The sequence below is a fragment of the Pseudomonas sp. NFIX49 genome, assembly GCF_900115915.1.
Taxonomy (GTDB): Bacteria; Pseudomonadota; Gammaproteobacteria; order Pseudomonadales; family Pseudomonadaceae; genus Aquipseudomonas; species Aquipseudomonas pharyngis.
Window position 1 is genome coordinate 19,711 of sequence record NZ_FOYE01000001.1, and the last position, 24,420, is coordinate 44,130.

27 protein-coding genes, 1 pseudogene and 1 riboswitch are annotated in these 24,420 nt (G+C 60.9%); of the genes and pseudogenes, 13 read left to right on the top strand and 15 right to left on the bottom strand.

Translation table 11 applies throughout. From position 1 onward, the window contains the following. Window positions 1-2: 2 nt before the first annotated feature. The 4 genes from BMZ46_RS00120 to BMZ46_RS00135 all read right to left on the bottom strand — a co-directional run bounded on the left by BMZ46_RS00120 (window position 3) and on the right by BMZ46_RS00135 (window position 3,216). Window positions 3-944 carry a MerR family transcriptional regulator gene (locus tag BMZ46_RS00120; protein ID WP_074690983.1) on the bottom strand — a complete coding sequence of 314 codons (942 nt, stop codon included), beginning with the start codon at window positions 942-944 and terminating at the stop codon, window positions 3-5. After that, window positions 944-1,906 carry a YbgA family protein gene (locus tag BMZ46_RS00125; RefSeq protein WP_074690984.1) on the bottom strand — a complete coding sequence of 321 codons (963 nt, stop codon included), beginning with the start codon at window positions 1,904-1,906 and terminating at the stop codon, window positions 944-946. The genes BMZ46_RS00120 and BMZ46_RS00125 overlap by 1 nt, the downstream gene beginning before the upstream one ends. A gap of 111 nt (window positions 1,907-2,017) precedes the next feature. Next, window positions 2,018-2,233 (bottom strand): TIGR02450 family Trp-rich protein, encoded by a 216-nt coding sequence (locus BMZ46_RS00130; protein ID WP_039766311.1) that lies wholly within the window; start codon window positions 2,231-2,233, stop codon window positions 2,018-2,020. Further along, complete coding sequence (locus BMZ46_RS00135; RefSeq protein ID WP_039766309.1) at window positions 2,230-3,216, bottom strand: NAD(P)/FAD-dependent oxidoreductase; 987 nt, start codon at window positions 3,214-3,216, stop codon at window positions 2,230-2,232. Before BMZ46_RS00135 ends, BMZ46_RS00130 begins: the two co-directional genes overlap by 4 nt. A 197-nt stretch (window positions 3,217-3,413) precedes the next feature. On the opposite strand from BMZ46_RS00135, the gene BMZ46_RS00140 reads away from it, so the two are divergent. After that, window positions 3,414-4,316 (top strand): TIGR01777 family oxidoreductase, encoded by a 903-nt coding sequence (locus BMZ46_RS00140; RefSeq protein ID WP_039766308.1) that lies wholly within the window; start codon window positions 3,414-3,416, stop codon window positions 4,314-4,316. Between the two features lie 13 nt (window positions 4,317-4,329). After that, on the top strand, window positions 4,330-5,355 hold the full coding sequence (gene hemH / locus BMZ46_RS00145) for a ferrochelatase (protein WP_039766307.1): 1,026 nt from the start codon (window positions 4,330-4,332) through the stop codon (window positions 5,353-5,355). 159 nt (window positions 5,356-5,514) lie between these two features. On the opposite strand, the gene BMZ46_RS00150 is transcribed toward hemH, so the two are convergent. Both BMZ46_RS00150 and upp read right to left on the bottom strand, forming a co-directional pair. Continuing rightward, window positions 5,515-6,789, bottom strand: coding sequence for a uracil-xanthine permease family protein (locus tag BMZ46_RS00150; protein ID WP_039766305.1), 1,275 nt, complete (start codon window positions 6,787-6,789; stop codon window positions 5,515-5,517). Between the two features lie 2 nt (window positions 6,790-6,791). After that, entirely contained in the window at window positions 6,792-7,430 is a 639-nt protein-coding gene (upp, locus tag BMZ46_RS00155; RefSeq protein WP_007951682.1) for a uracil phosphoribosyltransferase, read from the bottom strand. Window positions 7,431-7,594: 164 nt separating this feature from the next. On the opposite strand from upp, the gene BMZ46_RS00160 reads away from it, so the two are divergent. The 3 genes from BMZ46_RS00160 to BMZ46_RS00170 all read left to right on the top strand — a co-directional run bounded on the left by BMZ46_RS00160 (window position 7,595) and on the right by BMZ46_RS00170 (window position 9,069). Continuing rightward, window positions 7,595-8,152, top strand: a complete 558-nt coding sequence (locus tag BMZ46_RS00160; RefSeq protein ID WP_007951681.1) for a hypoxanthine-guanine phosphoribosyltransferase — start codon at window positions 7,595-7,597, stop codon at window positions 8,150-8,152. 86 nt (window positions 8,153-8,238) lie between these two features. Then, on the top strand, window positions 8,239-8,718 hold the full coding sequence (locus tag BMZ46_RS00165) for a hypothetical protein (protein WP_074690985.1): 480 nt from the start codon (window positions 8,239-8,241) through the stop codon (window positions 8,716-8,718). Between the two features lie 63 nt (window positions 8,719-8,781). Beyond that, entirely contained in the window at window positions 8,782-9,069 is a 288-nt protein-coding gene (locus BMZ46_RS00170; protein WP_065261225.1) for a PA4642 family protein, read from the top strand. 74 nt (window positions 9,070-9,143) lie between these two features. Here BMZ46_RS00170 and mqo read toward each other — a convergent pair whose 3' ends face one another. Together mqo and BMZ46_RS00180 are read right to left on the bottom strand one after the other, a co-directional pair. Beyond that, entirely contained in the window at window positions 9,144-10,652 is a 1,509-nt protein-coding gene (gene mqo, locus BMZ46_RS00175; protein WP_074690986.1) for a malate dehydrogenase (quinone), read from the bottom strand. A gap of 700 nt (window positions 10,653-11,352) precedes the next feature. Continuing rightward, window positions 11,353-11,586, bottom strand: coding sequence for a hypothetical protein (locus tag BMZ46_RS00180; protein ID WP_039766297.1), 234 nt, complete (start codon window positions 11,584-11,586; stop codon window positions 11,353-11,355). 190 nt (window positions 11,587-11,776) lie between these two features. Between BMZ46_RS00180 and BMZ46_RS00185 the strand changes: the two genes are divergently transcribed. Beyond that, window positions 11,777-12,361 carry a YajG family lipoprotein gene (locus BMZ46_RS00185; protein ID WP_007951676.1) on the top strand — a complete coding sequence of 195 codons (585 nt, stop codon included), beginning with the start codon at window positions 11,777-11,779 and terminating at the stop codon, window positions 12,359-12,361. A 55-nt stretch (window positions 12,362-12,416) separates the two neighbouring features. On the opposite strand, the gene BMZ46_RS00190 is transcribed toward BMZ46_RS00185, so the two are convergent. Continuing rightward, entirely contained in the window at window positions 12,417-12,623 is a 207-nt protein-coding gene (locus tag BMZ46_RS00190) for a hypothetical protein (RefSeq protein ID WP_039766399.1), read from the bottom strand. A gap of 193 nt (window positions 12,624-12,816) precedes the next feature. Between BMZ46_RS00190 and BMZ46_RS00195 the strand changes: the two genes are divergently transcribed. After that, window positions 12,817-13,095, top strand: a complete 279-nt coding sequence (locus BMZ46_RS00195; RefSeq protein ID WP_007951673.1) for a hypothetical protein — start codon at window positions 12,817-12,819, stop codon at window positions 13,093-13,095. A gap of 49 nt (window positions 13,096-13,144) precedes the next feature. Here BMZ46_RS00195 and BMZ46_RS00200 read toward each other — a convergent pair whose 3' ends face one another. Beyond that, on the bottom strand, window positions 13,145-14,308 hold the full coding sequence (locus BMZ46_RS00200) for a 1-acyl-sn-glycerol-3-phosphate acyltransferase (protein WP_170844873.1): 1,164 nt from the start codon (window positions 14,306-14,308) through the stop codon (window positions 13,145-13,147). A 142-nt stretch (window positions 14,309-14,450) separates the two neighbouring features. On the opposite strand from BMZ46_RS00200, the gene BMZ46_RS00205 reads away from it, so the two are divergent. Genes BMZ46_RS00205 through BMZ46_RS00215 form a run of 3 tightly spaced genes read left to right on the top strand, consistent with a single transcriptional unit; the run spans window position 14,451 to window position 15,563 of the window. After that, entirely contained in the window at window positions 14,451-14,633 is a 183-nt protein-coding gene (locus BMZ46_RS00205; protein WP_020799766.1) for a CPXCG motif-containing cysteine-rich protein, read from the top strand. 9 nt (window positions 14,634-14,642) lie between these two features. Next, window positions 14,643-14,903, top strand: a complete 261-nt coding sequence (locus tag BMZ46_RS00210) for a putative signal transducing protein (protein WP_011335895.1) — start codon at window positions 14,643-14,645, stop codon at window positions 14,901-14,903. A gap of 36 nt (window positions 14,904-14,939) precedes the next feature. Further along, on the top strand, window positions 14,940-15,563 hold the full coding sequence (locus BMZ46_RS00215) for an SOS response-associated peptidase (RefSeq protein ID WP_074690988.1): 624 nt from the start codon (window positions 14,940-14,942) through the stop codon (window positions 15,561-15,563). Window positions 15,564-15,713: 150 nt separating this feature from the next. Here the strand turns inward: BMZ46_RS00215 and BMZ46_RS29685 are convergent, their stop codons facing one another. Both BMZ46_RS29685 and BMZ46_RS29690 read right to left on the bottom strand, forming a co-directional pair. After that, a complete protein-coding gene (locus BMZ46_RS29685; protein ID WP_371850996.1) occupies window positions 15,714-16,556 on the bottom strand; it encodes a methyl-accepting chemotaxis protein in 843 nt (280 codons plus the stop codon). Between the two features lie 15 nt (window positions 16,557-16,571). Further along, a pseudogene (locus BMZ46_RS29690) lies at window positions 16,572-17,915 on the bottom strand (HAMP domain-containing protein); the annotation flags it as partial. Between the two features lie 203 nt (window positions 17,916-18,118). Between BMZ46_RS29690 and BMZ46_RS00225 the strand changes: the two are divergent. Then, entirely contained in the window at window positions 18,119-18,937 is an 819-nt protein-coding gene (locus tag BMZ46_RS00225) for a M48 family metallopeptidase (RefSeq protein WP_039766290.1), read from the top strand. Window positions 18,938-18,981: 44 nt separating this feature from the next. On the opposite strand, the gene BMZ46_RS00230 is transcribed toward BMZ46_RS00225, so the two are convergent. From BMZ46_RS00230 to BMZ46_RS00240, 3 genes are all read right to left on the bottom strand, one after another. Continuing rightward, window positions 18,982-19,566, bottom strand: a complete 585-nt coding sequence (locus tag BMZ46_RS00230; protein WP_007956837.1) for a TMEM165/GDT1 family protein — start codon at window positions 19,564-19,566, stop codon at window positions 18,982-18,984. Between the two features lie 88 nt (window positions 19,567-19,654). Further along, window positions 19,655-19,777, bottom strand: a riboswitch (yybP-ykoY riboswitch). 40 nt (window positions 19,778-19,817) lie between these two features. Beyond that, window positions 19,818-20,816: a class I SAM-dependent methyltransferase gene (locus BMZ46_RS00235; RefSeq protein ID WP_074690990.1), complete on the bottom strand. Its 999-nt coding sequence runs from the start codon at window positions 20,814-20,816 to the stop codon at window positions 19,818-19,820. 33 nt (window positions 20,817-20,849) lie between these two features. After that, complete coding sequence (locus BMZ46_RS00240; protein WP_074690991.1) at window positions 20,850-21,815, bottom strand: 2-hydroxyacid dehydrogenase; 966 nt, start codon at window positions 21,813-21,815, stop codon at window positions 20,850-20,852. A gap of 91 nt (window positions 21,816-21,906) precedes the next feature. Between BMZ46_RS00240 and BMZ46_RS00245 the strand changes: the two genes are divergently transcribed. After that, window positions 21,907-22,536: a LysE family translocator gene (locus BMZ46_RS00245; RefSeq protein WP_074690992.1), complete on the top strand. Its 630-nt coding sequence runs from the start codon at window positions 21,907-21,909 to the stop codon at window positions 22,534-22,536. 156 nt (window positions 22,537-22,692) lie between these two features. Continuing rightward, window positions 22,693-24,375 carry a fatty acid--CoA ligase gene (locus BMZ46_RS00250; protein WP_074690993.1) on the top strand — a complete coding sequence of 561 codons (1,683 nt, stop codon included), beginning with the start codon at window positions 22,693-22,695 and terminating at the stop codon, window positions 24,373-24,375. Window positions 24,376-24,420: the final 45 nt, after the last annotated feature.

The window sequence follows — 24,420 nt, forward strand, 5'->3', positions numbered from 1 at the left end:
CATTAAATCAACCCACGCTCAATGAGTGCCCGATGTGCCGAAAGGGGGTCTTCGGCCAGGAACAGATCAGCGAGTTCGGAAGTCTTTGTGGACAGCTCGGCGTGGTGGATACACACCGTTGGTCCGACAATCAGTTTTGGGCAGCTGACACCGTTGAACAGTTTCGGTAGCTGCGCCAGGTTCAGGGCTTTGCTGGAATACAGCAGTACGCCACGGGCTTGCAGGGTATCGGTTGCCAACGCCAGTTCGCCGGCCGGCAGCGGCCAATCGAATACCTGCACCGGGCAATCGGCGCTGCTGATCAGCCAGGCGCAGAGCCACAGATGCGGCTCCAGTGGCAGGTCCGACTGGTTGATCAGCAGCAGCGGCGCGGTGCGCAACTGACGATTGTTATGGTAGATGCGTGCGCCGAATTTGCTGCGCAACCAGGCATAAAAGAACACCCGCTCCATCTGCGCGCCGAACTGGCCCTGCCAGCGCTGTTCAAGATCGCTTAGCAGCGGCAGCAGCAATTGCTCGCATAGAGTGCGTGGCGGATACAGCGCCATCGCCTGGTTGATGCCGTCGTCGAGGCTGCGCTCGTTCAGGTGGGTAACCGCCAGCAGGGCGGCCTGGCGCAGTGGATGCCATTCGTCCTGCGCCGGTTCGTTGAACGTCTGCGCGGTGTCGAGCAGCGGTTTGACCTGGCTGACCGCTACGCCACGGTTGAGCCAGGTAAGGATGTTCTGGATACGTTGCACATGCTCGGCGTTGTACAAGCGATGACCCTTGGGCGTGCGCTGCGGAACGATCAGCCCATAGCGCCGTTCCCAGGCGCGCAGGGTGACGGCGTTCACGCCGGTCTGACGGGCGACTTCGCGGATCGGCAGCCAGCCCTCGTCGAGGGCTTTCTTGAAGTCGGCGCCGAGGTCTTCACGGGCGCTGGTGTCGAGTGAGTCATTCATCAAATGGCGTTTCGCAGGCTGAGGTTTTCCGGATGCGGTTGCAGGTACACCTGCTGCGCAATGTAGGGATCCGGGTGGAGGCGAAAGTGATGCTTGAGCAGGGTCAGCGGCACCACCAGCGGAACGATGCCGTGCCGGTACTGGCCGATGATGTGCTGCACTTCCTGTTTGTCTTCAGGGCTGATCGCCTGTTTCAGGTAGCCACTGATGTGCTGCAGGACGTTGCTGTGGGTACGGCGGGTGGCGCATTTTTTCAGTGCCGCCATCAGTTCGCTGAAATAGCGCGGGCCCAGCTCGGCCGGGTCGGTCTGGCCCATGTTGCCCAGCAGATTGCCCAGCGCCTTGTATTGCACCGGGTTGTGGGCCATCAGCAGGTATTTGTAGCGCGAGTGAAATTCGGTCAGTGCACGGCGGCTCAAGCCCTGCTCGAGCACCTGCTGCCATTCGCGGTAGGCGAGCACGCGGGTGATGAAATTCTCCCGCAGCACCGGATCGTTGAGACGCCCGGCTTCTTCCACCGGCAGATCCGGATGCTGTGCACAGAACGCCTCGGCGTAAATGCCACGCCCACCACCATTCACCGGTGCGCCGTTGGCGTGGTAGACCTTGACTCGCTCAAGTCCGCAGGACGGCGATTGCTGCATGAAGATGTAGCCGCAGATGTCATTGAGCTCCCCGGCCATTTTCTCGCCGTAGGCGGCCAATGGCTGGGTGACGTTGATCGACGGATTGACGGTGCCGACTGCATCAGGCTTTTGCGGATCGCCCACCAGACGAATCGGCTCGCGGGGAATCCCCAGGCCAATCGCTACTTCAGGACAGACGGGAACGAATTCGAAATGCTCGGCCAGGGTGCGGCTGCACAGCCGCGATTCCTTGTGCCCGCCGTTGTAGCGCACTTCGGCGCCCATCAGGCAGGCGCTGATGGCGATTTTCGGTAGGGACGTCGATGAGTCGGACATGCAGCAACCTCGAATCTGAACCTGTACAGACAAATAGGTTTGTACACCATGCTTTCAGCATAGATTTATAGGTGTACAAGTCAAACTGTTTGTATAAGTTTTTTGAGGTTTTTAGCGCCAGCCCATTTTCCAGCGTGAATCATCCTGCAGGGCATGCCAGTCGCATTGCTCGGTACGCCGGGTCAGCACCGCCTGCAGTTCGATTTCCAGCACCGTGCCGTCCTCGTCGCGGAACAGTTCGGTCACCAGAAAATGCTTTTCACGGTTTTGCGGGTGAGCTGCTGTCCATTTCGACAGCAGCAATTTGCGCGGATTGATGCGATTCACTGCAGGTGTTCGTGCAAGCGTCTTGCCGCCTCCTGACCGCTGAGCCATGCCCCTTCGACCCGACCCGACAGGCACCAGTCGCCACAGGCATACAGGCCCAGGTCGGCGTCGGCCAGGGTGCCCCATTCATGACTGCTGGCCGGCCGGGCATAGAGCCAGCGGTGGGCGAGGCTGAAGGTCGGGGCCGGCATGGCGCTGTGCAACAACTCGGCGAAGGCACCGTGCAATTGTTCGATCACCGCTTCCTTGGGCAGATCGATGTGCTGCCGGCTCCAGGCACTGGTGGCGTGCAGGACCCAGGTGTCGCACGTGGTGTCGCGTCCCGGTTTGCTGCGGTTGCGAGCCAGCCAGTCGAGGGCGCTGTCCTGGACGAAGCAGCCTTCGATTGGCGTATCCAGCGGTGTATCGAAGGCGAGGGCGACGGCCCAGGTCGGGTCCATTTTCACGCCGGCGGCGGCACCGGCGAGTTTCGGTGCGGAGGCCAGCAGGGCAGTAGCCTGAGGCGCCGGTGTGGCGACCACCACGTGGCTGAACGGCCCGTGGGTGAAACCTTCGGCATCTTGCAGGTGCCAGTGTTCTTCGCCGCGATAGACCTCGGTGATCCGGCAGGCGAAATGCACTTCCAGGCCATCGAGCAGGCCCCGGGTGATGGCGCTCATGCGCGGCGTGCCGACCCAGCGGGTCTGTTCGTCCGGCGACAGGTTCAACTGCCCGCCATGAAAGGTGTAGAGCTGCGGTGCCCATTCGGCGACCCAGCCTTTGCTTTGCCAGCGCTGGACTTCGGTCACGAAGCGCCGATCACGGGCAGTGAAGTATTGCGCACCCATGTCCAACGAACCGGCATCGCTGCGCTTGCTCGACATGCGCCCGCCGCTGCCGCGACTTTTATCGAACAACTGAACGGTATGCCCGGCATCTGTCAGCGCCTGGGCGGCGGAGAGTCCGGCAATGCCGGTGCCAATGATTGCGATAGGTACAGTCATAGGGGCCTCGTTTACCTTTCTGTACAGACTACGCCGTGGATGAAACCTGTACAATTATGTTTTTTGGTATAACTTCCAGCGTTCTTGTTCTGACAGCTTGGCCTATGGTTAAACAATAGAGCCTGCCCGATAGAAAAGATCCCTGTTTATAAAAATAGACTAGTGATCGGGGTAAAACGCCACGCGAGGAAGAAGTCATGCACATATTGCTGACCGGCGGTACTGGATTGATCGGACGTCAGCTTTGCCGGCACTGGTCCGCACAGGGGCATCGCCTGACGGTCTGGAGTCGTCGTCCGGAAAAAGTCGCGAAAATCTGTGGCGCCCAGGTGCGTGGCATTGCGCGTCTGGAGGACCTTGGCGACGAACCGGTCGACGTGATCGTCAACCTGGCCGGCGCGCCGATTGCCGACCGGCCGTGGACCCATCGGCGCAAGGCGTTGTTGTGGAGCAGCCGGATCACGCTGACCGAAGCGTTGCTGGCGTGGCTGGAACATCGCGGGCAGAAACCGTCGCTGCTGATCTCGGGCTCGGCCGTGGGTTGGTACGGTGACGGCGGCGAGCGCGAGTTGACCGAGGACTCCCCACCGGTGATTGACGATTTCGCCAGCCAGTTATGCATCGCCTGGGAGGAAACCGCGCAACGCGCCGAAGCGATGGACATTCGCGTGGTGCTGGTGCGCACCGGGCTGGTGCTGTCGGCCGAGGGCGGCTTTTTGTCGCGCCTGCTGCTGCCGTTCAAGCTCGGGCTGGGCGGGCCTTTGGGCAACGGTCGGCAGTGGATGCCGTGGATTCATATCGATGACCAAATCGCCCTGATTGATTTTCTTCTGCACCGCGATCAGGCGAGCGGTCCTTATAATGCGTGCGCGCCGAAACCTGTGCGCAATCGCGAATTCGCCAAGACCCTGGGCAGCGTGTTGCACCGCCCGGCGTTCATGCCGATGCCGGCCCTCGCCTTGAAGGTCGGGCTCGGCGAGATGTCATTGCTGTTGCTGGGTGGCCAACGGGCCACGCCCAAACGCTTGCTGGAAGCGGGATTCACTTTCCGGTTCACGGATTTACGCGCGGCCCTGGACGATCTTTCCAGCCGCCTCTGAAATAGGACGTTGCATGACCGATCACGCCTTGCTTCTGGTCAACCTGGGTTCGCCGGCCTCCACTTCGGTGGCCGACGTGCGCCGCTATCTCAATCAATTCCTGATGGATCCTTACGTGATCGACCTGCCGTGGCCGGTGCGGCGTCTGCTGGTGTCGCTGATTCTGATCAAGCGCCCGGAGCAGTCGGCCCACGCCTACGCCTCGATCTGGTGGGACGAAGGGTCGCCGCTGGTGGTACTCAGTCGTCGCCTGCAACAGCAGATGAAGGCGCAGTGGACTCACGGTCCGGTTGAGCTGGCCATGCGTTACGGCGAGCCGTCGATTGAGACAAGCCTGTTGAAGCTGGTCGCGGCGGGGCACAGACGCATCACCCTAGCGCCGCTTTATCCACAGTTCGCCGACAGCACCACCACCACGGTGATCGAAGAAGCCAAGCGGGTGGTGCGCGAGAAAAAACTCGATGTGCAACTGTCGGTGTTGCAGCCGTTCTACGATCAACCGGAATACCTCGACGCCCTGGTGGCCAGCGCCAAACCGCACTTGCAGCAGGATTACGATCACCTGTTGCTGAGCTTCCATGGTTTGCCTGAGCGGCACCTGACCAAGCTCGACCCGACCGGCAATCATTGCTTCAAGAATGAAGATTGCTGCAAAAACGCCTCGGCTGCCGTATTGGCCACCTGTTATCGCGCCCAATGTCTGCGCACAGCGGCGTTGTTCGCTGAGCGTATGGGGCTGCCGGACGGCAAGTGGTCGGTGTCGTTTCAGTCGCGGCTGGGCCGGGCGAAATGGATCGAGCCCTACACCGAAGCGCGGCTGGATGAGCTGGCCAAAAGCGGCGTGAAGAAGATTCTGGTGATGTGCCCGGCGTTTGTTGCCGATTGCATCGAGACCCTGGAAGAGATCGGCGATCGCGGCAAGGAACAGTTCTGCGAAGCGGGGGGAGAGGAGCTGGTGCTGGTGCCGTGCCTGAATGATGACCCGCAATGGGCGAAGGCGTTGGCAACACTTTGTGAACGGGCGCCATTGGCCCTTTAATGATCGTCGATGATTGATCGTTCCCACGCTCCGCGTGGGAATGCAGCCCGTGACGCTCCGCGTCACTGGACGCGGAGCGTCCCCAGAGGCGTTCCCACGCAGAGCGTGGGAACGATCAGTGTGGGGTGATCCGCGCGGGAACGATCTTGAAGCCAATGCTTAGATCAGCGGCTCATCCGCCTTCTTCTGCTTCCAGCCATCATTACCCGGCAGCAGCAGGTTCAACGCAATCGCCACCACCGCGCACAGCGCGATGCCTTTGAGACCGAAGTCGTCGGGACCGGTGCCGGTGCCGACCAGCACGCCACCGATACCAAACACCAGGGTCACCGAAACGATCACCAGATTGCGCGCCTCACCCAGGTCGATCTTGTGACGGATCAAGGTGTTCATCCCCACCGCCGCGATCGAACCGAACAGCAGGCACAGAATCCCGCCCATCACCGGCACCGGAATACTTTGCAGCAGGGCGCCGAACTTGCCGATGAACGCCAGGCTGATGGCGAAGATCGCCGCCCAGGTCATGATTTTCGGGTTGTAGTTCTTGGTCAGCATCACTGCGCCGGTGACTTCCGCGTAGGTCGTGTTAGGCGGGCCGCCGAACAGGCCGGCTGCGGTGGTGGCGATACCGTCACCGAGCAGGGTGCGATGCAGGCCCGGCTTCTTCAGGTAGTCGCGACCCGTCACGCTGCCGACGGCAATCACGCCGCCGATGTGTTCGATGGCCGGGGCCAAAGCTACCGGGACGATGAACAGGATTGCCTGCCAGTTGAACTCCGGTGCGGTGAAGGCCGGCAGGGCGAACCACGGTGCCGCGGCAATTTTCGCGGTGTCGACTACGCCGAAGTAGAAGGACAGGGCAAAACCCACCAGCACGCCGGAAATGATCGGCACCAGACGGAAGATGCCCTTGCCGAACACCGCCACGATCAATGTGGTCAGCAGCGCCGGCATCGAGATCATCATGGCGGTCTGGTAATGGATCAGTTCCGAACCGTCGCCGGCCTTGCCCATCGCCATGTTCGCGGCAATCGGCGCCATGGCCAGACCGATGGAGATGATCACAGGGCCGATCACCACCGGCGGCAGCAAACGGTCAATGAACCCGGTGCCTTTGATCTTCACGGCCAGGCCGAGGAAGGTGTAGACGAAACCGGCCGCCATCACGCCGCCCATGGTCGCGGCGAGGCCGAACTGGCCCTTGGCGAGAATGATCGGGGTGATGAAAGCGAAGCTCGACGCCAGGAATACCGGCACCTGACGCCCGGTGACGATCTGGAACAGGATCGTTCCCAGACCCGCGGTAAACAGTGCCACGTTCGGGTCCAGGCCCGTGATCAGTGGCATCAGCACCAGGGCGCCGAAAGCCACGAACAGCATCTGTGCGCCGGACAGCACGGTGCGCCAGAGCGGATCGTTGAACTCTTGCTGCATGCTTACGCGTCCTTCTGCTTGGTGCCGAAGATCTTGTCACCGGCATCGCCAAGCCCAGGAATGATGTAGCCGTGCTCGTTGAGTTTCTGATCGATGGACGCGGTGTAGATGATCACGTCCGGGTGAGCTTTCTCGACAGCGGCGATGCCTTCCGGCGCGGCAACCAGCACCATCGCACGGATGTCCTTGCAACCGGCCTTCTTCAGCAGGTCGATGGTCGCAACCATGGAGCTGCCGGTGGCAAGCATCGGGTCGATGATCATGGCCAGGCGTTCGTCGATTTCCGGAACCAGTTTTTCCAGATAGGTGTGGGCCTGCAGGGTTTCTTCGTTACGGGCAACGCCGACGGCGCTGACCTTCGCACCCGGGATCAGGCTCAGCACGCCTTCGAGCATGCCGATGCCGGCACGCAGGATCGGCACGACGGTAATCTTCTTGCCGGCGATTTTCTCGACCGACACGGTGCCGCACCAACCTTCGATATCGTAGGTTTCCAGCGGCAGGTCTTTGGTCGCTTCATAGGTCAACAGGGCACCGACTTCCTGCGCGAGTTCGCGGAAATTCTTGGTGCTGATGTCTGCACGGCGCATAAGGCCAAGTTTGTGACGGATCAGCGGATGGCGGATCTCTTGGATGGACATGGGGAAAGGCTCCGGCGGCGGGCAAAAAAACCGGCCTAGATTAATCTATCCGAGGATGATGTCCTATAGGACATACAGTACGTTAGTCCACAAATGCTTGATTCGGCCCCGGTTGATGCGTACCTTTGCTCGCTTTTCCGAAACAGACCCCCCTGGAGAGCGCCATGTCCGCTGATCTCGAGCATATCCGTCAAATCATGCGAGAGGCTGACTGCCTGTACACCGAAGCTGAAGTCGAGGCTGCCATTGCCCGTGTCGGTGCACAAATCAACGAACAACTGGCCGACAGCAACCCGGTGGTGTTCTGCGTGATGAACGGCGGCCTGATCTTCTCCGGCAAACTGCTGACCCATCTGCAGTTTCCGCTGGAAGCGTCCTACCTGCACGCCACCCGCTATCGCAACGAAACCAGCGGCGGCGACCTGTTCTGGAAAGCCAAGCCTGAAGTCTCGTTCATCGACCGCGACGTGCTGATCATCGACGACATCCTCGACGAAGGTCACACCCTGGGCGCGATCATCGACTTCTGCCGTCACGCCGGCGCGCGCAAAGTGCACACCGCGGTGCTGATCGACAAGGATCACGACCGCAAGGCCCGTCCTGACCTGAAAGCCGACTTCGTTGGTCTGCCGTGCATCGACCGTTACATCTTCGGTTACGGCATGGACTACAAAGGCTACTGGCGCAACGCTAACGGGATCTTCGCCGTCAAAGGCATGTGAGAACCCCTGAAAGATCGCAGCCCCGGGCTGCGATCTTTTGCTTTAAAGGCTGCTAAAGTGCTCGGCCCCGCCCCCCGGAGCCTGTCATGAGCCTCTTGATCCGCAGCTGCGCCGCCCTGTTGCTGACCCTCAGCCTGCCCCTGGCCGCCGCCCCGATGCACAGTCAATTCCTGCCGCCGGACGACCTGACCCTGCGTGATGCGGAACCCGAGCAGCAGCAACTGTTGCAGGTTACCGACTATTCCGTGGTGGTCGGCGCCCAACGCCAGTCCAATCAGCAGCCAATCCCGGTGACCTCGGCGTTGATGATCCGCCTGAAGGGCAAATCCCTGAACAAGGGCGCGACGATCAATCAGGTGCTGGTCAACTTTGATGGCGAAAGTAAAAGCCTGAAAAAACCTGTGTATGACGACAAGAGCAAGACTCTCACGCTCTACTACCCGCTGGCCCAGTACCGGGTGGTGATCGATCTGTTGCGCAACGATACGGTCTACGTGCAATTTCTCAGTTACGCCAACGGCCACATCTGGGCCGATTTGCACACCGGCAGTACGCGCTCGCGTTGAGCCTTGTGCCTGCGCAGGGGTAAACTGCCCGCCCCGTGAAATGTCTGCGAGCTGGAGTCGGCAATGCGTAAAGATAAGAAGCAAGTGATTGGTGACGAGATCGGCGATGAGCAGATCAAGCTGTTCCTCGATTTTGAGCCGGTCGACGCCACTTCGCCGTCGCTGCACAAACTGGTCAAGGCCTACCGTGGCCTGCGCATCGACGATTTCGAGCGTTTCCTGACGTTCTTCGTCGAAGCCGGTTATGACGTCGATGGCAAGGACGAGCACGGCAAGACTTTCATCGACCAGATCCGCGATCAACGCAACGCTGCGGAATACATCGAGCTGATCGAGAAAGCGCGCGGCTGATATCCGCGGCGTTCCCAAGGCATAAAAAAACGCCCCGCACTCACTGAGTGCGGGGCGTTTTTTATGTCGCAATATCAAGCGAAGCTTGGGGTCTCGCTGCTTTCTTCCACCAGTTCAAGCGCAATGTTGTTCTGCGTGTTGATCTTGCGATACAGCGCAGCGTCGGTTTCCAGGACCTTTTCACGGGCCGGGAAGATTTCCGCCAGTTTGGCAGCCCATTCACCCTTGGCCTTGGCCGGGAAGCACTTCTCGATCAGTTCCAGCATGATCGATACGGTCACCGAAGCACCCGGCGAAGCACCGAGCAGGGCGGCGAGGGAGCCGTCCTTCGCGGCCACCAGTTCGGTACCGAACTGCAGGATGCCGCCTTTTTTCGGGTCTTTCTTGATGATCTGCACCCGTTGGCCGGCCACTTCCAGGCGCCAGTCTTCGGCTTTCGCCTCGGGGTAGAAACGGCGCAGGGATTCCAGGCGCTGTTCCATCGACTGCATCACTTCGCTGACCAGGTACTTGGTCAGGTCCATGTTGTTTTTCGCCACGGCCAGCATCGGCCCGATGTTGCTGGCGCGAACCGACAGCGGCAGGTCCATGAAGGAGCCATGCTTGAGGAACTTGGTGGTGAAGCCGGCGTATGGCCCGAACAGCAGGGATTTCTTGCCGTCGACCACGCGGGTGTCCAGGTGCGGTACCGACATCGGAGGCGAACCCACGGCGGCCTGGCTGTAAACCTTGGCCTGGTGATGCTTGACCACTTCCGGGTTGTCGCAGCGCAGCCACTGGCCGCTGATCGGGAAGCCGCCGAAGCCTTTGCTTTCTTCGATGCCCGAAGCCTGCAGCAGCGGCAGGGCCGCGCCACCGGCGCCGAGGAACACGAACTTGGCGTCGACTTCACGGCTGCTGCCGCTGTTGACGTCCTTGATGCTGACGGTCCAGCCATTGCCGTTACGCTTGAGGCCGGTCACGCGCTTGCAGTACTTGACCTGGGCATCGGGGGCGCTGGTCAGGTGCTTGAGCAACTGATTGGTCAGGGCGCCGAAGTTGACGTCGGTGCCGTTGATCACGCGGGTGGCGGCGAGTACCTGGTCTTTTGGACGACCCGGCATCATCAGCGGCATCCACTCGGTCATCTTCGCCTTGTCTTCGGTGTATTCCATGTCGGCGAAGGCGTGGTGCTTGCGCAGCGTATTGAAACGTTCCTTGAGGAACGACACGCCTTTCTCACCCTCGACGTAACTCAGGTGCGGCACCGGGCTGATAAAGGATTTGCACGAGCCGAACGTGCCTTTCCTGGTCAGGTACGACCAGAACTGCTTCGACACCTCGAACTGGGTGTTGATGTGCACGGCTTTCTTGATGTCGACGGTGCCGTCGGCAGCCTGCGGCGTGTAGTTCAGCTCGCACAGGCCGGCGTGGCCGGTACCGGCGTTGTTCCATGGGTTGGAACTCTCCGCGGCACCGGAATCCATCAGCTCGACGACTTCCAGCTTGATCGCCGGGTCGAGTTCCTTGAGCAGTACTGCGAGGGTGGCACTCATGATGCCGGCCCCAACCAGAACTACGTCGACTGCTTCGTTATGCGCCATTTAACGCGTCTCCAAAATCTGCAGCACCAAATTGTCGGCATGGCTGCCAGGCGTCCAGGGCAGGTCAGTTGAGCCCCGGGTATCCTTGGTCAGGTGTGCCATGTCCGAATCTTCGCAATTTTTCGCAACTTCGACGGATGCGTGCGGCCTGGCTTCAAGAGTCCCATGAACTCATTTCGGCACGGGGCTGGCAATTCGACTTATGGTCGAGACATCCGTTTGTGCAACCAAATCCGTAGCGGACAGGCTTCAGGCTCCGGTAGTCGAGGCGTTCCCGTTCCTGTGTCGTTGGGCTGTTTCAGACGCTAATGGTGCATGTTCAGACGCAAAACTATTCATTTGCTCGCCACACTCTTGTGAAGTTGTGAAAACCCGTTTTTTTCACGCTCTTTTGAAGACGTGAACCTCAAAAAGGGCTGTCCGGGGCTGGCACCGTGCCCGGAGGGGCAAACAACTCAGTGGCCGAGCGTCATGACAGCTCTGCAGATTCGCGAAAAGCGGGATTTGCCAGGGAAACAGCAAGCACGCCAGCTTCACTCGATCTGTGTGGGCGGCTCTCTGTGGGCGATTTGGATGCCAATGCAAGCGCATTGACGCTGTTGCGGGGCCCGATCAGGAGACGTCCTTATAATCGGGGGGAGATTGTATCGAAGAAATGCGCGGAGTTGGTCGAGTTTAATGACTTTTATTAGGCATCCGGTCAGATGCTCAACATCGCCTGAGCCCGTGCGCGTGGGCGCTGCTGTTCGACCCGGGCGCTGGCGGGCAGTGGCTGGTGCAGCCAGTTGAGACGGATTTCCTCGATTTCCACCCAGCCGTCACCCATTGGTTGCAGGCTGCATTGCTTGAAGGCCTGGCAATGGCCGTTGCGGTCGAGCAGGGCGAAGCTGCGGTGCAGTGGGCGTGGGGCGAACAACGAGATCAGATAGCGCATGGCAGTGCTCCTTTTGGGGATCTGTGAGGAAGATTGGCAAAGGGCCGTGACGCGCACGTGTATGGGGGGTGACGAATGTGTGACAGGAACCGCTGGCAGCGGGTTTTGTCAGAGATTTCAGTGCTGGTGACCCACAGTGGCCCACCGCTATACTGCCGGCCTGTCTGTGCCTGATTCTGGAGAGAAGAGCATGTTGCAACGCCTGTTGTTCGGTTTGATCACTGTGACCAGTTTGACCCTGGTTGGCTGCGCCCACAGCCCGCAACAACTGAGCCCGGAACCGAAGCTGACCACTCAGCTGGCACCGGTCGGCCATGGCCAGCCTGTCGTGGTTCGCGTCGTCGACGGTCGTCCGTCGCCAACTCTCGGCACCCGTGGCGGCCTGTACCCGGAAACCAGCGCCATCACCGTGCAGCGCGAGCAGATCCTGCCGAAGTTGCAGGCCCAGGCTGAAGCCGCCGTGCGTCTGCTCGGGTTCACCCCGACCAACAACGCGCCCAATGCACCGCAACTGACCGTGACCCTGGCCGAACTGAAATACCAGTCGCCGAAGGAAGGCATGTACGTGACCGAAGCCACCATCGGCGCCACCTTCCGCTCCGACGTGCAGAACGCCAACCGTCGCTATAGCGGCCGTTACGGTGCCTCGCTGGACCAGCGTTTCGGCATGGCGCCGAACCAGGAAACCAACACCAAACTGGTCAGCGATGTGCTGAGCGATGCGCTGACCCGTCTGTTCAAGGATCCGACCGTGGGTCAGGTCCTCGCCGAGTAAGTATCCGGTTGCTGTGAAAAAGCCCGGAGCCAGTGATGGCTCCGGGCTTTTTCGTTCAGGCGGCTTGTGAATAGAAGTCGAGAACGCTGACGCCGGTCAGCAAATCAGTCTCGGGCAAGTCCGCGTGCTGATGGCCGCCGAGGGCGCAATACACCAGCCAGTGGCGGTCCTGAACATTGAAGGCCAGGCTGCCGACGAGGGTTTGCTGCTCGTCGGACGGGGAGATGAGGTACAGGCGATCCTGGTTTTCAGCGTGAAGCATGTCGCGTTCCATGTCGGTTTCGAGGCGCGCAGGGTGACTGAAACTAATGACGATGCCGTGACACAGGACAGCCATCGGTCGATTGATGGGTTATTTGTCGTAAAGGGTAGGGCAGTCAGGGAGTGTTTCGGTAGAATCCGCGCCGCGGTCGTCGGTCTGGCGCTCGCCATACCGGTTTAGATTGAGGTCTGTGATGTCGCTGCACTTGATGACGCTGTTTACCGCCCATCCCGCCAAACTGATCAACCTGCTCGCCCTGCTGCTGGCCTTCCCCGGCAGTTGGTTGCTGCACGCGACCCGTCGCCGTGAACAACGGGCGATGGCCAGTATCGCGGCCCAGCGTCAGAGTCAGCCGAATCAGGAGCCGGTGCTCGATTGGGCGACCCTGCGCATGAACCGCTTCTTCTACCGCTTCGGTTTTGCCTGCCTGGGCCTGGCGCTGCTGGTGTCCTGGATCAGTACCCGCTTCTGAACGAAGAACGGCGCCCGAAGGCGCCGTTCTTGTATCCGGCCGACACCGCTTACAGCGGCAGTCCAGCCTTGACCCGGTATTGATTACGCACCGGCGTCGCATATTGCAGCACCAGATACGGACGATGTTCCTCGGGGCAGGCGTCCAGACGGCTCCGCCATTCTTCCTGGGCCTTGGCCAGTTCCTCGGCACCAAACACCTCGGCAGCCTTCGGCACGTTCAATTGCGGATCGGCATCCGCCCACTGCGCGTACGCCAGGTAATGCACCGGGAACAACCGGTAGCCGCCGAGAATCTGCTTGTCCATTTCGACCGCCAATTGCTTGGTGTCTTCGAACAGCTCGGTGATCGGCGCGGCGAAGTTCACGTGCACCCGGCCCTTGTAGCCGGTGATGCCCTTGGCGATGCTCACGTCATCTTCGCCCGGCGCCTTGCTGTAGGTGCCGGTGGTGGCGCGGATGTACAGCTCGCGGGCCTTGGCCTGGTCGCACGGGTCGTATTCATAGCTGATCGACACCGGGGTCAGGTTCAGCGACTGGATGACTTCGCCGAACGGCTCGTCCTTGCGACTCATGTGGAACATCTTGAGGATCGCAGACTCGGTACGGTCGTCGCCGTCCTTCGCGCGGCCTTCGGCCTGGGCGATCCAGATCGAGGCGCAATCGTTGCGGATCGAGTGGTTGATGTACGCCGACAGCAGTTGATACGCGGCCATTTTCTCGCGGCGCCCGGTGATCGAACGGTGCACGATGAAGCTCTTGTTCAGACGCATCAGATCGCTGACAAACGGCTTTTGCAGCAGGTTGTCGCCAATCGCGATGCGCGGCGTCGGCAAGCCGGCGTGGTACACGGCGTAGTTGACGAAGGCCGGGTCCATCACGATGTCGCGGTGGTTGGCGATGAACAGATAAGCGCTGCCGGACTTGAATTGCTCGACACCGGTGTAGGTCACGCCGTCGGTGGCGCGCTCGATGGTGTGATCGACGTAGAACTCGACCTTGTCCTGCAAAGTGGCCACGGAGGTCACGTCGGCAAACTCACGACGCAGCCGATGGGCTATAAGTGGTTTGAGCATCCAGCCGAAGGCACCGGCAAAACGCGGGAAGCGGAAGTGGGTGAGGATATCTAGAAACGCCTTGTCGCCGAGCAGTCGCGCCAGTACCGCAGGTACTTCGCTGTCGTCGTAAGGTCGGATGGCATCGAATTCGCCCATCATGCTCTCTTGTTGGAAACGGCTAGGGTAAGTAAAGGTTTTGATCGAAAACCAACGGGGCACGGTCTGAAAAAGTAGCCAGACAAAAATAGCCCTGCAAATAGACCGGCGATTATACGCACAAGTCACCCGGGAGACCGCGATGCTGGAAAGCGCACTATATGAATGTCCGTATTGTGGTGAAGAGGTCGAGACGACGGTGGATCTCTCCGGTGGCGACCAGACCTATATTGAAGACTGTCAGGTGTGTTGTCGGCCGATCACCTTTGTGTTGCAGGTCCATGGAGAGGACTGGTTTCTGGAAGTCTTCAGCGAAAACGAGTGAGGCGCGGCCATGCAGCGAATCTACGAACCGGAAAACCTGATGGAAGGCGAGATGCTCAAGGGTATGCTCGCCAGCGAGGGCATCGAGGCGCATCTGGTCGGGCGCGATCTGCTGGGCGGCACGGGCGAGTTGCCGATCTTTGGCCTGTTGGGCCTGTCGGTCGATAACGACCAGGCCGAATACGCCCGTGAGCTGATCAGTGCGTACAATGCCGCGCTGCCGCTGCCCGGCGATGAACCGGACAGCTATCCCGGGACGCTGGTCTGTTAGGCTGGCGTTCGTTTTATTTGTGAGTCGTGCTGCCCCATGTGTGGACGTTATGCCCTGTTTCGCTGGAACCGCGATTTCGCGAGCCTGCCAGGTTTTCCTGCCGATCAGCAGGCGCAGTGGAACATTTCCCCCAACGATTCGGTGTTGATGCTGCGCGCCGAACCCGGCGGCCAGCGCACGCTGGCCCGTGCCCGTTGGGGGCTGACACCGCCGTGGCTGACCGACATGTCGCGCACGCCGGCTCATGCCCGGGCCGAAACCGTCGCCGAACAGCCGATGTTCCGTGAAGCCCTGCGCTTGCGTCGTTGCCTGCTGCCGGCCAACGGGTTTTACGAATGGCGCGGCAACGTGCGCAAGCGGCCGTACTGGCTGACACCGGGAGAGGGGGCTTCGTTGTTTTTTGCGGCGATCTGGGAGGCGTATCCGGTGCAGGAACAAGTCTGGCTGAGCACGGCGGTGATCACTCAGTCGGCGGCCAGTCAGCGCCGGCCGTTGATTCTCGATGAGGCGGGGCAGGCGGCATGGCTTGATCCTGAAACGCCGTTGCATGTCCTGCAAGGCCTGCTCGCCAGTGAACCTGCCACCCTGCGCGAGCGGGTGCTGGCGAACCTGGTCAATGATCCGAAGCTCAACGGGCCGGAGTGCCTGACCCCGGCCTGATCGGTCAGACCTTCGATCGTTCCCACGCTCCGCGTGGGAATGCAGCCCGGGGCGCTCCGCGCCCCAGATCCAGAGCCGAACGCGGAGCGTCCGTTGAGGCATTCCCACGCGGACGGTTCGACGCCTCGACGTGGGAACGATCACTGTCGGCTAGACCTTGAACTGGTTGATCAACCGCCGCTGCTGCTCCGCCAGTTTGGTCAGATCCGCACTCGCCGAACTCGATTCATCCGCACCACCGGCCACCTCATTGGCCACCTGACCGATGTTGATCACGTTGCGGTTGATGTCGTCGGCCACCGCGCTCTGTTCTTCGGCGGCGCTGGCGATCTGGGTGTTCATGTCGTTGATCACCGAAACCGCCTGAGTAATCGTTTCCAGTGCTTCGGCCGCCTTGGCCGCGTGCTGCACGCTTTCGTCGGTGCGGTTCTGGCTGTCTTCCATGACCCGCACCACATCGCGGGTGCCCTGTTGCAGTTGCTGGATCATGCTCTGGATTTCTTCGGTGGCCTTCTGGGTCTTCTGCGCCAGGTTGCGCACCTCATCGGCCACCACCGCAAAACCGCGTCCTTGTTCACCGGCACGGGCCGCTTCGATCGCTGCGTTGAGGGCCAGCAGGTTGGTCTGCTCGGCGATTCCGCGAATGGCGATGAGGATTGCGTTGATGTTCTCGCTGTCCTTGGCCAGCGTCTGTACTACGTCCACAGCCTTGCCGATTTCCACGGCCAGTACGCCAATCGAGTTGGAGGTGTCGCGCACGATCTGCATGCCCTGGCTGGCCGCCTGATCGGCATGGCTGGCGGCTTGTGCTGCCTGGGTCGCGTTACGCGCCACGTCTTGCGCGGTGGCGGTCATTTCCTGCACAGCGGTGGCGACTTGATCGATCTCGGCCATCTGTTTCTGAATGCCGATATTGGTGCGGATCGCGATGTCCGCCGTGTGCTCCGAGGAATCGCTGACGCTCTGCACCGACGACACCACCTGCGTGATCATCCCCTGCAATTTGGCGAGGAAGGTATTGAAACCTTTGGCGATTGAACCGAGTTCGTCTTTGCGATCACTGGTCAAACGACGGGTCAGATCACCTTCGCCCTGGGCGATGTCATCGAGCATGGTCACCATCTGTTTGAGCGGACGGGCGATGCCGTGGCCCACCAGCCAGATCACCAGCAGGCCGAGGCCGGCAATGATCAGACCGACCATGGCCATGCCGAAGGTGTCGGATTTGCGCTGGGCGTCGAGGTCGCCTTGGAGCTTTTGCAGATCGGCCATCACCGCGTCGAGCGGCAGTTGCAGCATCAGCGTCCAGCGTGCGTCGGTCTGGCCGATGCCGAACGGCAGGTACAACTCGATCCGGCCTTGCTCTTTATTGACGGTGTAAGTCACTTCGCCGCGCTTGAGATTGGCCATGTTGGCAATCTGCTGGGCGTCGAGGATGTCGCTGACCTTCTCGCCGAATTTGCTCGTGTCCTTGGTGTAGGCGACGATCCGGCCGTTGCCGCCGATCAGGGCCATTTGCCCGGCGCCGCTGTACAGTTTCTGGTTGGCGCTCAGGAGCATTTCCTGGATGAAGTTCACCGACAGATCGGCGCCGACGATGCCCTGGAAGGCGCCGTTGAGCATGATCGGTTCGATAAAGGAGGCGAGCATGACGATCTTGTCGCCGACCTTGTACGGGGCCGGATCGATCACGCAGGATTTTTTGGTTTCTTTCGAGCACAGGTAGTACTCGCTGGCGCGCACGCCGGTGGACAGGACTTTCTGGTCGTCGACGTCCACCAGTTTGTCCAGGCCCAGGGTGCCGTCGTCATTGCGAAACCACCACGGCAGGAAGCGCCCGTTGCCAGGATCAATCCCGACAACCTGGGTGCCGACGTAGGCCGCGTCATTGTGATCCAGTGCGTTTTTTTCCCAGCCGATGTAAGTGCCGAGAATCTTCGGATTCTTCTCGACGTTTTCCTTGATCAGGCTGATCAGTTGCTCACGGTTGACGGTCAGTCGCGGCTGACCATCGGCACCCGGTGTGCCGAGCAGGGCGTTGACCCGCACCAGTCCGCCGGCAATCAGCAGCGGCGCTTCGAGTTCGCGCTGGATCTGGCTGACCTGAGTCTGCGCCAGCGAGGTCAGGCGCTGTTCGATGACTTGCTCGAACTGGGCCTGGGTCCGTTGCTGGACCATTTCCTGGGTGCGGGCACCGGAGAACAGCGCATACAGCACCAGCGCGGCGACCACGCTGAGCACGATGGCGCCGGCCAGGGCGGCCACGGAAAACTGGATCGACTTGAACTTCATGGGAGCTCCGCACGCGAGAGGACGTCTGCGCTGTTGTATCGGCAGCCACGATTGCGCCATGAGGTGCGGAGCAAGTGATTACAGCCGGATGTCGCAAATGGACCAGTGCACGACGCAGTTGCAGCGGGCTCGGCGGTGGATGTGAATTTTTTCCTGCAGGGTTGGCGGGCGTGTTCTGAAAACAGGTGCATCACGTCCGTTGTATCTGGCGCCGATACAATTACCCGCCTAGGATACGCGACAGGTTTTCAGGGAGCTTTTGAATGAACAAGACATTGGTTGTAAGTGCACTGAGCGCAGCGCTGTTGCTGGCCGGTTGTCAGTCGGTCAACACCACCAGCGGCGGTGCCGTGGGCGTGGAACGCAAGCAGTACATGTTCAGCATGCTGTCCTCGCAAGAGGTCGACCAGATGTATGCCCAGTCCTATCAGAAGACCGTGGGCGAGGCGTCCAGCAAAGGCGTACTGGACAAGACCAGCAACGATGCCAAGCGTGTTCAGGCGATTGCCAACCGCTTGATTGCCCAGGCACCGAACTTCCGTCCGGATGCGGCGCAGTGGAAATGGGAAGTGAATCTGATCAAGAGCGACGAGCTCAACGCCAACTGCGGGCCTGGCGGCAAGATCATTTTCTACACCGGGCTGATCGACAGCCTGAAACTCACTGACGATGAAATCGCCGCAGTCATGGGCCATGAAATCGCCCACGCCCTGCGCGAGCACGGTCGGGAAGCGATGTCCAAGGCCTATGGCATCGAAATGGCCAAGCAGGGCGCCGGTGCGTTGCTCGGCCTGGGTCAGGACAGCCTGGCGCTGGCCGACACCGTGGCCAACTACGGCATGACGCTGCCCAACAGCCGCGCCAACGAAAACGAAGCCGACCTGATCGGTCTGGAGCTGGCTGCACGTGCCGGTTACAACCCGAACGCCGCCATCACTTTGTGGGACAAGATGAGCAAGGCCTCTGAAGGCGCGCCGCCGGAGTTCATGAGCACTCACCCGTCTTCCAGCAGCCGCACGGCTGCGTTGCAGGCGGCGATTCCGAAGGTCATGCCGCTTTACGAGAAAGCGCCCAAGTCCTGAGGCCAGGATCGCTCCCGCACTCAGTGCGGGAGCAGTCTGCGGAATCAAACCCAGCCGCTGCTCTGCATCGCCTTGTATACAGCGACAATCGCCAGGATCAGGAACGCTGAGGCCGCCAGTCGACGAATCAGGGTCAGCGGCAGTTTTTCCGCTGCAAAATTACCCGCCAGTACCACCGGCACGTTGGCGATCAGCATGCCCGCCGTGGTGCCGATGATTACCAGCCACAGCTCCGGGTATTGGGCTGCCAGCATCACGGTGGCGATCTGAGTCTTGTCACCGATTTCCGCGAGGAAGAACGCAATCAGCGTGGTCAGGAATGGCCCGAACTTGCGGGCGGTGCTGGCTTCATCGTCATCCATCTTGTCCGGTACCAGCGTCCACAGGGCGGTGGCGGCGAAACTTGCGGCGAGAATCCAGTGCAGGACGGAATCGGAGAAGAAGCTGCCGAACCAGGCGCCGACCGCACCGGCTGCCGCGTGGTTGGCCAGGGTCGCAGCCACGATACCGGCGATGATCGGCCAGGGTTTGCGGAAGCGAGCGGCGAGAATCAGCGCGAGCAGTTGCGTCTTGTCGCCGATTTCGGCCAAGGCAACGATTGCGGTGGGAACGAGTAACGAGTCCAGCATCAGGATTTCCTAAGGGGCGGGTCGACACGGCTATGACACGTACAGCCTTCCCGCCCCGGGTAAGGTGTGCGTGTCATAGGTCTTGTCAAACCCTGCGATCCGTCTGCTGCGGACGCTTGGGTCGCATACGCCATGATCTGAGGATCAAGTATGTTGACGTATGCCGGACGAGCATGGCGCTCGTGGGAGACTACTCCCCTAGGACGGAGCGGATTCTGCCTAGGCGGAATCCATTCGGCAAGTGCTAATTTTCAGCCGCGCTTGGCCCGGTAAATCCGAAATCCATTACCTTCGGCCTTGATCGCACAGACCCCGAGATGCTCTTCGATCAGCGGTTGATATTTCAGGAAACTGTTGGCAACCAAGCGAAGTTCGCCGCCGTTTTTTAGATGTTTGGCCGCTTTTCGTAGCAAGTTTTCGGTAGCGAAATAGTCGGTATGCACACCGACATGGAACGGCGGGTTGCTCAGAATCGCGTTCAAACCCATCGGCGCGGCGTCGATGCCGTCACCGGTCAATACTTCGGCTTCCAGACCGTTGGCCGCCAGGGTCAAACGGCTGCTGGCGGCAGCGAAGGCATCAACGTCGAGCAACGTGACCTGATTGTGCGGGTAACGACGCTTGACCGCCGCGCCGAGCACGCCGGCGCCGCAACCGAAGTCCAGCAAATGACCGCTCGGCAGTTTGTCCAGATGTTCCAGCAGCAGGGCGCTGCCGCGATCCAGTCGGCCGTGGCTGAATACGCCCGGCAGACTGATGACTTTCAACGGGCCTTCGGCCAGCGGCAATTCGTAGGTCTGCGCCAGGCTTTCCAGCGGCTTGGCTTGCGGGGCGTTGGCCACGGTCACTTGCCACAACTGGCAATGGCGCGCGCTGTCGAGCTTGCGCGGCTTGCCGAACGGGTTGAGCTGTTTGGAGGCGCCTTCAATGCCGCTGCGTTTTTCCCCGACCAGATACACCTCGCGCCCGGCCAGGCGTGAAGCCACGGCATTGAGGATGTAATCGGTCAGGTCCTTGGCCTTGGGCAGAAACACCACGGCGTTGGTGAATTCGCGTTCCGGCACGTTCACGCCAAAATGGCTGCGGCCTTCGAAGCGGGCTTCGAGCGCGGCCTGATCGCCTGCGTGCCAGCACCAGCCAAACGCCTCGGGCAGGCGCCCCAGCAGATCATCGGCAGGCAAACCGGCCAGCAACACCGAACCCTGGAATAACTCGGCCTGACGAAGCAGTACTTCACTGCGCGGATCCATAACTGCTCCTGTGAAAAAAAGTGCCGCAGTTTATCAACTGACGACCCGCAGCGCCTTACCGCTGTAGAACGCCTGGGTGTTTTCCACCAGTTGGCCGACGATTCGCTGCCGCGCTTCGCGGCTGCCCCAGGCGTTGTGCGGGGTGATGATCAGGCGCGGGATGTCGGCGGCCAGCAGCGGATTGCCGTTGGTCGGTGGCTCGACGCTCAATACATCGGTGGCCGCGCCGCCCAGATGACCGCTGCGCAGGGCATCGGCCAAGGCCTGTTCGTCAATCAGCCCACCACGGGCGGTGTTGACCACGAACGCGCCAGGTTTCATCGAGGCGAGTTCGCGGGCACCGATGAAGTGCCGAGTGTGTTCGTTGAGCGGGCAGTGCAGGGTGAGAGCGTCGATCTGCGGCAGCAATTCTTCCAGCGGCAAGCGATCCGGACGGGCCGGTCGCCCCGGAATCTGCCCCAGCAACACGCGCATGCCGAAGGCTTCGGCCAGACGCGCGACCGCGCCGCCGAGTTCGCCGTGTCCAAGCAGACCGAGGGTTTTGCCTTCCAGCTCGACGATCGGGTAGTCCAGCAGGCAGAACTGTTTCGCCTGCTGCCAGCGTCCTTCGCCGACGGCTTTCTGATAATCGGCCAGGCGCGTGGCGAGATTGAGCAGCAGCATGATCGTGTGCTGCGCCACCGACGGGGTGCCGTAACCCTGACAGTTGCACACTGTGATCCCATGGGCGCGGGCGGCGGCCAGATCGACGTTGTTGGTCCCGGTGGCGGTGATCAGGATCAGCTTCAGCTGTGGGTTGGCGGCCATGGCGGCGGCGTCGATCAGGATCTTGTTGCTGATCGCCACGGTTGCACCTTGCAGGCGCTCGCTCACTTGCGCAGGCAGCGTCTGGGCGAACAGTTGCAGACCGCTGAAGCAGTCACGCAAAGGGCTCAGATCGAGATCGCCAAGATCCAGCGAAGGGTGATCGAGGAATACGGCGCGGTGGGCGTTCGTCATCAACTGTACCTGTCGTGCTTTGAAGGGAAGGCGTAATCTGCCGAGCCTACCAGATGAAACAACTCGTTACGCTTGGCCGAAAGGAGCCCCCATGTACTGGACCGAATTCTTGACCGTTGCCCTGATTCACCTGCTGGCCGTCGCCAGCCCCGGTCCTGATTTTGCCGTGGTGGTGCGTGAAAGCGTGACCCATGGTCGACGCGCCGGGACCTGGACCGCGTTGGGCGTGGGCACGGCGATTTTCCTGCACGTCGGTTATTCCTTGCTGGGGATCGGCCTGATCGTTTCCCAATCAATCGTGTTGTTCAACGCCCTGAAATGGGCGGCGGCCGCGTACCTGCTGTACATCGGCTTCAAGGCCCTGCGTGCGCAACCGGCGAAAACCGTGACCGATGATCTGCACAAAGAGGCCGGCGAGCGCACCGCACGTGGCGCGTTCACTTCGGGTTTCGTGACCAACGGCCTGAACCCGAAAGCCACGCTGTTCTTCCTGTCGTTGTTCACCGTGGTGATCAACCCGCACACACCGCTGACAGTACAGGCCGGTTACGGCATTTATCTGGCCGCCGCGACCGCCACCTGGTTCTGCCTGGTAGCGATGTTGTTCAGCCAGCAGCGCGTGCGCGCCGGTTTCGCCCGCATGGGCCACTGGTTCGACCGCACCATGGGCGCGGTGCTGATCGCCATCGGCGTGAAACTCGCGTTCACCGAGATGCATTGATCCTTCTGCGCTGTCATCTGTTTCGGCAAATGCTGGCGCAAAGCTAGCATTTGTACGGCTCTGCAAATCATTCCTTTGGCTGATTTGGCTGACGTATAACGGTTCTAGAGTACGAAACTCCAAAGCCAACACCGTGCAGTCAGAAAAGGGATTCTTATGTTGCAGACTCGCGTCATTCCGCCCGCCGAAGGGGCGTACCAGTATCCACTGCTGATTAAACGGCTGCTGATGTCCGGTGCCCGTTACGAGAAAACCCGCGAGATCATCTACCGTGACCAGCTGCGCTACAGCTATCCGACCCTGATCGAGCGGGTCGCGCGGCTGGCCAACGTACTGACGGCGGCCGGGGTCAAGGCCGGTGACACCGTGGCGGTGATGGATTGGGACAGCCATCGCTACCTGGAGTGCATGTTTGCGATTCCGATGATCGGCGCGGTGATCCACACCATCAACGTGCGCCTGTCGCCGGAGCAGATCCTCTACACCATGAACCACGCCGAGGACCGCTTCGTGCTGGTCAACAGCGAGTTCGTCGGGCTGTACCAGGCTATTGCGCCACACCTGTCCACGGTGGAGAAAACCCTGCTGCTGACCGATCTGCCGGATAAAACCGCCGATCTGCCGAACCTGGTGGGCGAATACGAGCAACTGCTGGCGGCCGCGAGTCCGCAGTACGACTTTCAGGATTTCGACGAGAACTCGGTCGCCACCACGTTCTACACCACGGGCACCACCGGCAATCCGAAAGGCGTGTACTTCACCCATCGGCAACTGGTGCTGCACACCATGGGCGTGTCGACCATCATGGGCGCCATCGACAGCGTGCGGCTGCTGGGCACCAACGACGTGTACATGCCGATCACCCCGATGTTCCACGTGCATGCGTGGGGTCTGCCGTATGTGGCGACCATGCTCGGGCTCAAGCAGGTTTACCCGGGGCGTTACGACCCGGAATTCCTGGTCGAGTTGTGGCGCAAGGAAAAGGTCACGTTCTCCCATTGCGTGCCGACCATCCTGCAGATGGTGCTCAATGCCAAGGGCGCGCAGGGCACCGATTTCGGCGGCTGGAAAATCGTCATCGGCGGCAGTGCGCTCAATCGCACGCTTTACGAAACGGCCAAGAGCAAGGGCATTCAACTGACGGCTGCTTACGGCATGTCGGAAACCGGGCCACTGGTTTCGTGCGCGCATCTGAATGATGAGTTGATGGCGGGCACCGAAGACGAGCGCACCACCTATCGGATCAAGGCCGGCGTGCCGGGGCCATTGGTCGAAGCGGCGATCGTCGATACCGAAGGCAATTTTCTCCCGGCCGACGGCGAGACCCAGGGCGAACTGGTACTGCGCGCACCGTGGCTGACCGAGGGTTACTTCAACGAACCGCAGAAGGGCGCCGAGCTGTGGGCCGGCGGCTGGCTGCACACCGGCGACGTGGCGACGCTCGACGCCATGGGTGTGATCGACATCCGCGACCGGATCAAGGACGTGATCAAGACCGGCGGCGAATGGATCTCCTCGCTGGACCTCGAAGACCTGATCAGTCGTCACGTCGCGGTACGTGAAGTAGCAGTGGTGGGGATCGCCGATCCGCAGTGGGGCGAGCGTCCGTTTGCCTTGCTGGTGGTTCGTGAAGGTCACGCCATCGGGGCGCGCGAGCTGAAGGAACACCTCAAGCCGTTCGTTGAACTGGGGCACTTGAGCAAGTGGGCGATACCAAGCCAGATCGCGCTTGTTACTGAAATTCCCAAGACCAGTGTCGGCAAACTCGACAAGAAGCGCATCCGCCTCGACATCACCGAATGGCAGGCCAACAACAGCACCTTCCTCTCGACGCTCTGAGCGTCCGCTGGCGCGCCGAAAACGGCGCGCCAGACCCACCAAGCA

Excerpts from the sequence above, each read along its gene's own strand:
- BMZ46_RS00230 (WP_007956837.1), bottom strand. The coding sequence starts at position 19,566 with ATGCTGGACTCGTTACTCGTTCCCACCGCAATCGTTGCCTTGGCCGAA.
- BMZ46_RS00200 (WP_170844873.1), bottom strand. The coding sequence starts at position 14,308 with ATGGGCGAATTCGATGCCATCCGACCTTACGACGACAGCGAAGTACCT.
- upp (WP_007951682.1), bottom strand. The coding sequence starts at position 7,430 with ATGTCCATCCAAGAGATCCGCCATCCGCTGATCCGTCACAAACTTGGC.
- BMZ46_RS00150 (WP_039766305.1), bottom strand. The coding sequence starts at position 6,789 with ATGCAGCAAGAGTTCAACGATCCGCTCTGGCGCACCGTGCTGTCCGGC.
- BMZ46_RS00160 (WP_007951681.1), top strand. The coding sequence starts at position 7,595 with ATGTCCGCTGATCTCGAGCATATCCGTCAAATCATGCGAGAGGCTGAC.
- BMZ46_RS00210 (WP_011335895.1), top strand. The coding sequence starts at position 14,643 with ATGCAGCGAATCTACGAACCGGAAAACCTGATGGAAGGCGAGATGCTC.
- BMZ46_RS00240 (WP_074690991.1), bottom strand. The coding sequence starts at position 21,815 with ATGACGAACGCCCACCGCGCCGTATTCCTCGATCACCCTTCGCTGGAT.
- BMZ46_RS29685 (WP_371850996.1), bottom strand. The coding sequence starts at position 16,556 with ATGATCACGCAGGTGGTGTCGTCGGTGCAGAGCGTCAGCGATTCCTCG.
- BMZ46_RS00245 (WP_074690992.1), top strand. The coding sequence starts at position 21,907 with ATGTACTGGACCGAATTCTTGACCGTTGCCCTGATTCACCTGCTGGCC.
- BMZ46_RS00120 (WP_074690983.1), bottom strand. The coding sequence starts at position 944 with ATGAATGACTCACTCGACACCAGCGCCCGTGAAGACCTCGGCGCCGAC.
- hemH (WP_039766307.1), top strand. The coding sequence starts at position 4,330 with ATGACCGATCACGCCTTGCTTCTGGTCAACCTGGGTTCGCCGGCCTCC.
- BMZ46_RS00215 (WP_074690988.1), top strand. The coding sequence starts at position 14,940 with ATGTGTGGACGTTATGCCCTGTTTCGCTGGAACCGCGATTTCGCGAGC.
- BMZ46_RS00165 (WP_074690985.1), top strand. The coding sequence starts at position 8,239 with ATGAGCCTCTTGATCCGCAGCTGCGCCGCCCTGTTGCTGACCCTCAGC.
- BMZ46_RS00205 (WP_020799766.1), top strand. The coding sequence starts at position 14,451 with ATGCTGGAAAGCGCACTATATGAATGTCCGTATTGTGGTGAAGAGGTC.
- BMZ46_RS00250 (WP_074690993.1), top strand. The coding sequence starts at position 22,693 with ATGTTGCAGACTCGCGTCATTCCGCCCGCCGAAGGGGCGTACCAGTAT.
- mqo (WP_074690986.1), bottom strand. The coding sequence starts at position 10,652 with ATGGCGCATAACGAAGCAGTCGACGTAGTTCTGGTTGGGGCCGGCATC.
- BMZ46_RS00180 (WP_039766297.1), bottom strand. The coding sequence starts at position 11,586 with ATGCGCTATCTGATCTCGTTGTTCGCCCCACGCCCACTGCACCGCAGC.
- BMZ46_RS00125 (WP_074690984.1), bottom strand. The coding sequence starts at position 1,906 with ATGTCCGACTCATCGACGTCCCTACCGAAAATCGCCATCAGCGCCTGC.
- BMZ46_RS00135 (WP_039766309.1), bottom strand. The coding sequence starts at position 3,216 with ATGACTGTACCTATCGCAATCATTGGCACCGGCATTGCCGGACTCTCC.
- BMZ46_RS00140 (WP_039766308.1), top strand. The coding sequence starts at position 3,414 with ATGCACATATTGCTGACCGGCGGTACTGGATTGATCGGACGTCAGCTT.
- BMZ46_RS00185 (WP_007951676.1), top strand. The coding sequence starts at position 11,777 with ATGTTGCAACGCCTGTTGTTCGGTTTGATCACTGTGACCAGTTTGACC.
- BMZ46_RS00235 (WP_074690990.1), bottom strand. The coding sequence starts at position 20,816 with ATGGATCCGCGCAGTGAAGTACTGCTTCGTCAGGCCGAGTTATTCCAG.
- BMZ46_RS00225 (WP_039766290.1), top strand. The coding sequence starts at position 18,119 with ATGAACAAGACATTGGTTGTAAGTGCACTGAGCGCAGCGCTGTTGCTG.
- BMZ46_RS00190 (WP_039766399.1), bottom strand. The coding sequence starts at position 12,623 with ATGCTTCACGCTGAAAACCAGGATCGCCTGTACCTCATCTCCCCGTCC.
- BMZ46_RS00170 (WP_065261225.1), top strand. The coding sequence starts at position 8,782 with ATGCGTAAAGATAAGAAGCAAGTGATTGGTGACGAGATCGGCGATGAG.
- BMZ46_RS00195 (WP_007951673.1), top strand. The coding sequence starts at position 12,817 with ATGTCGCTGCACTTGATGACGCTGTTTACCGCCCATCCCGCCAAACTG.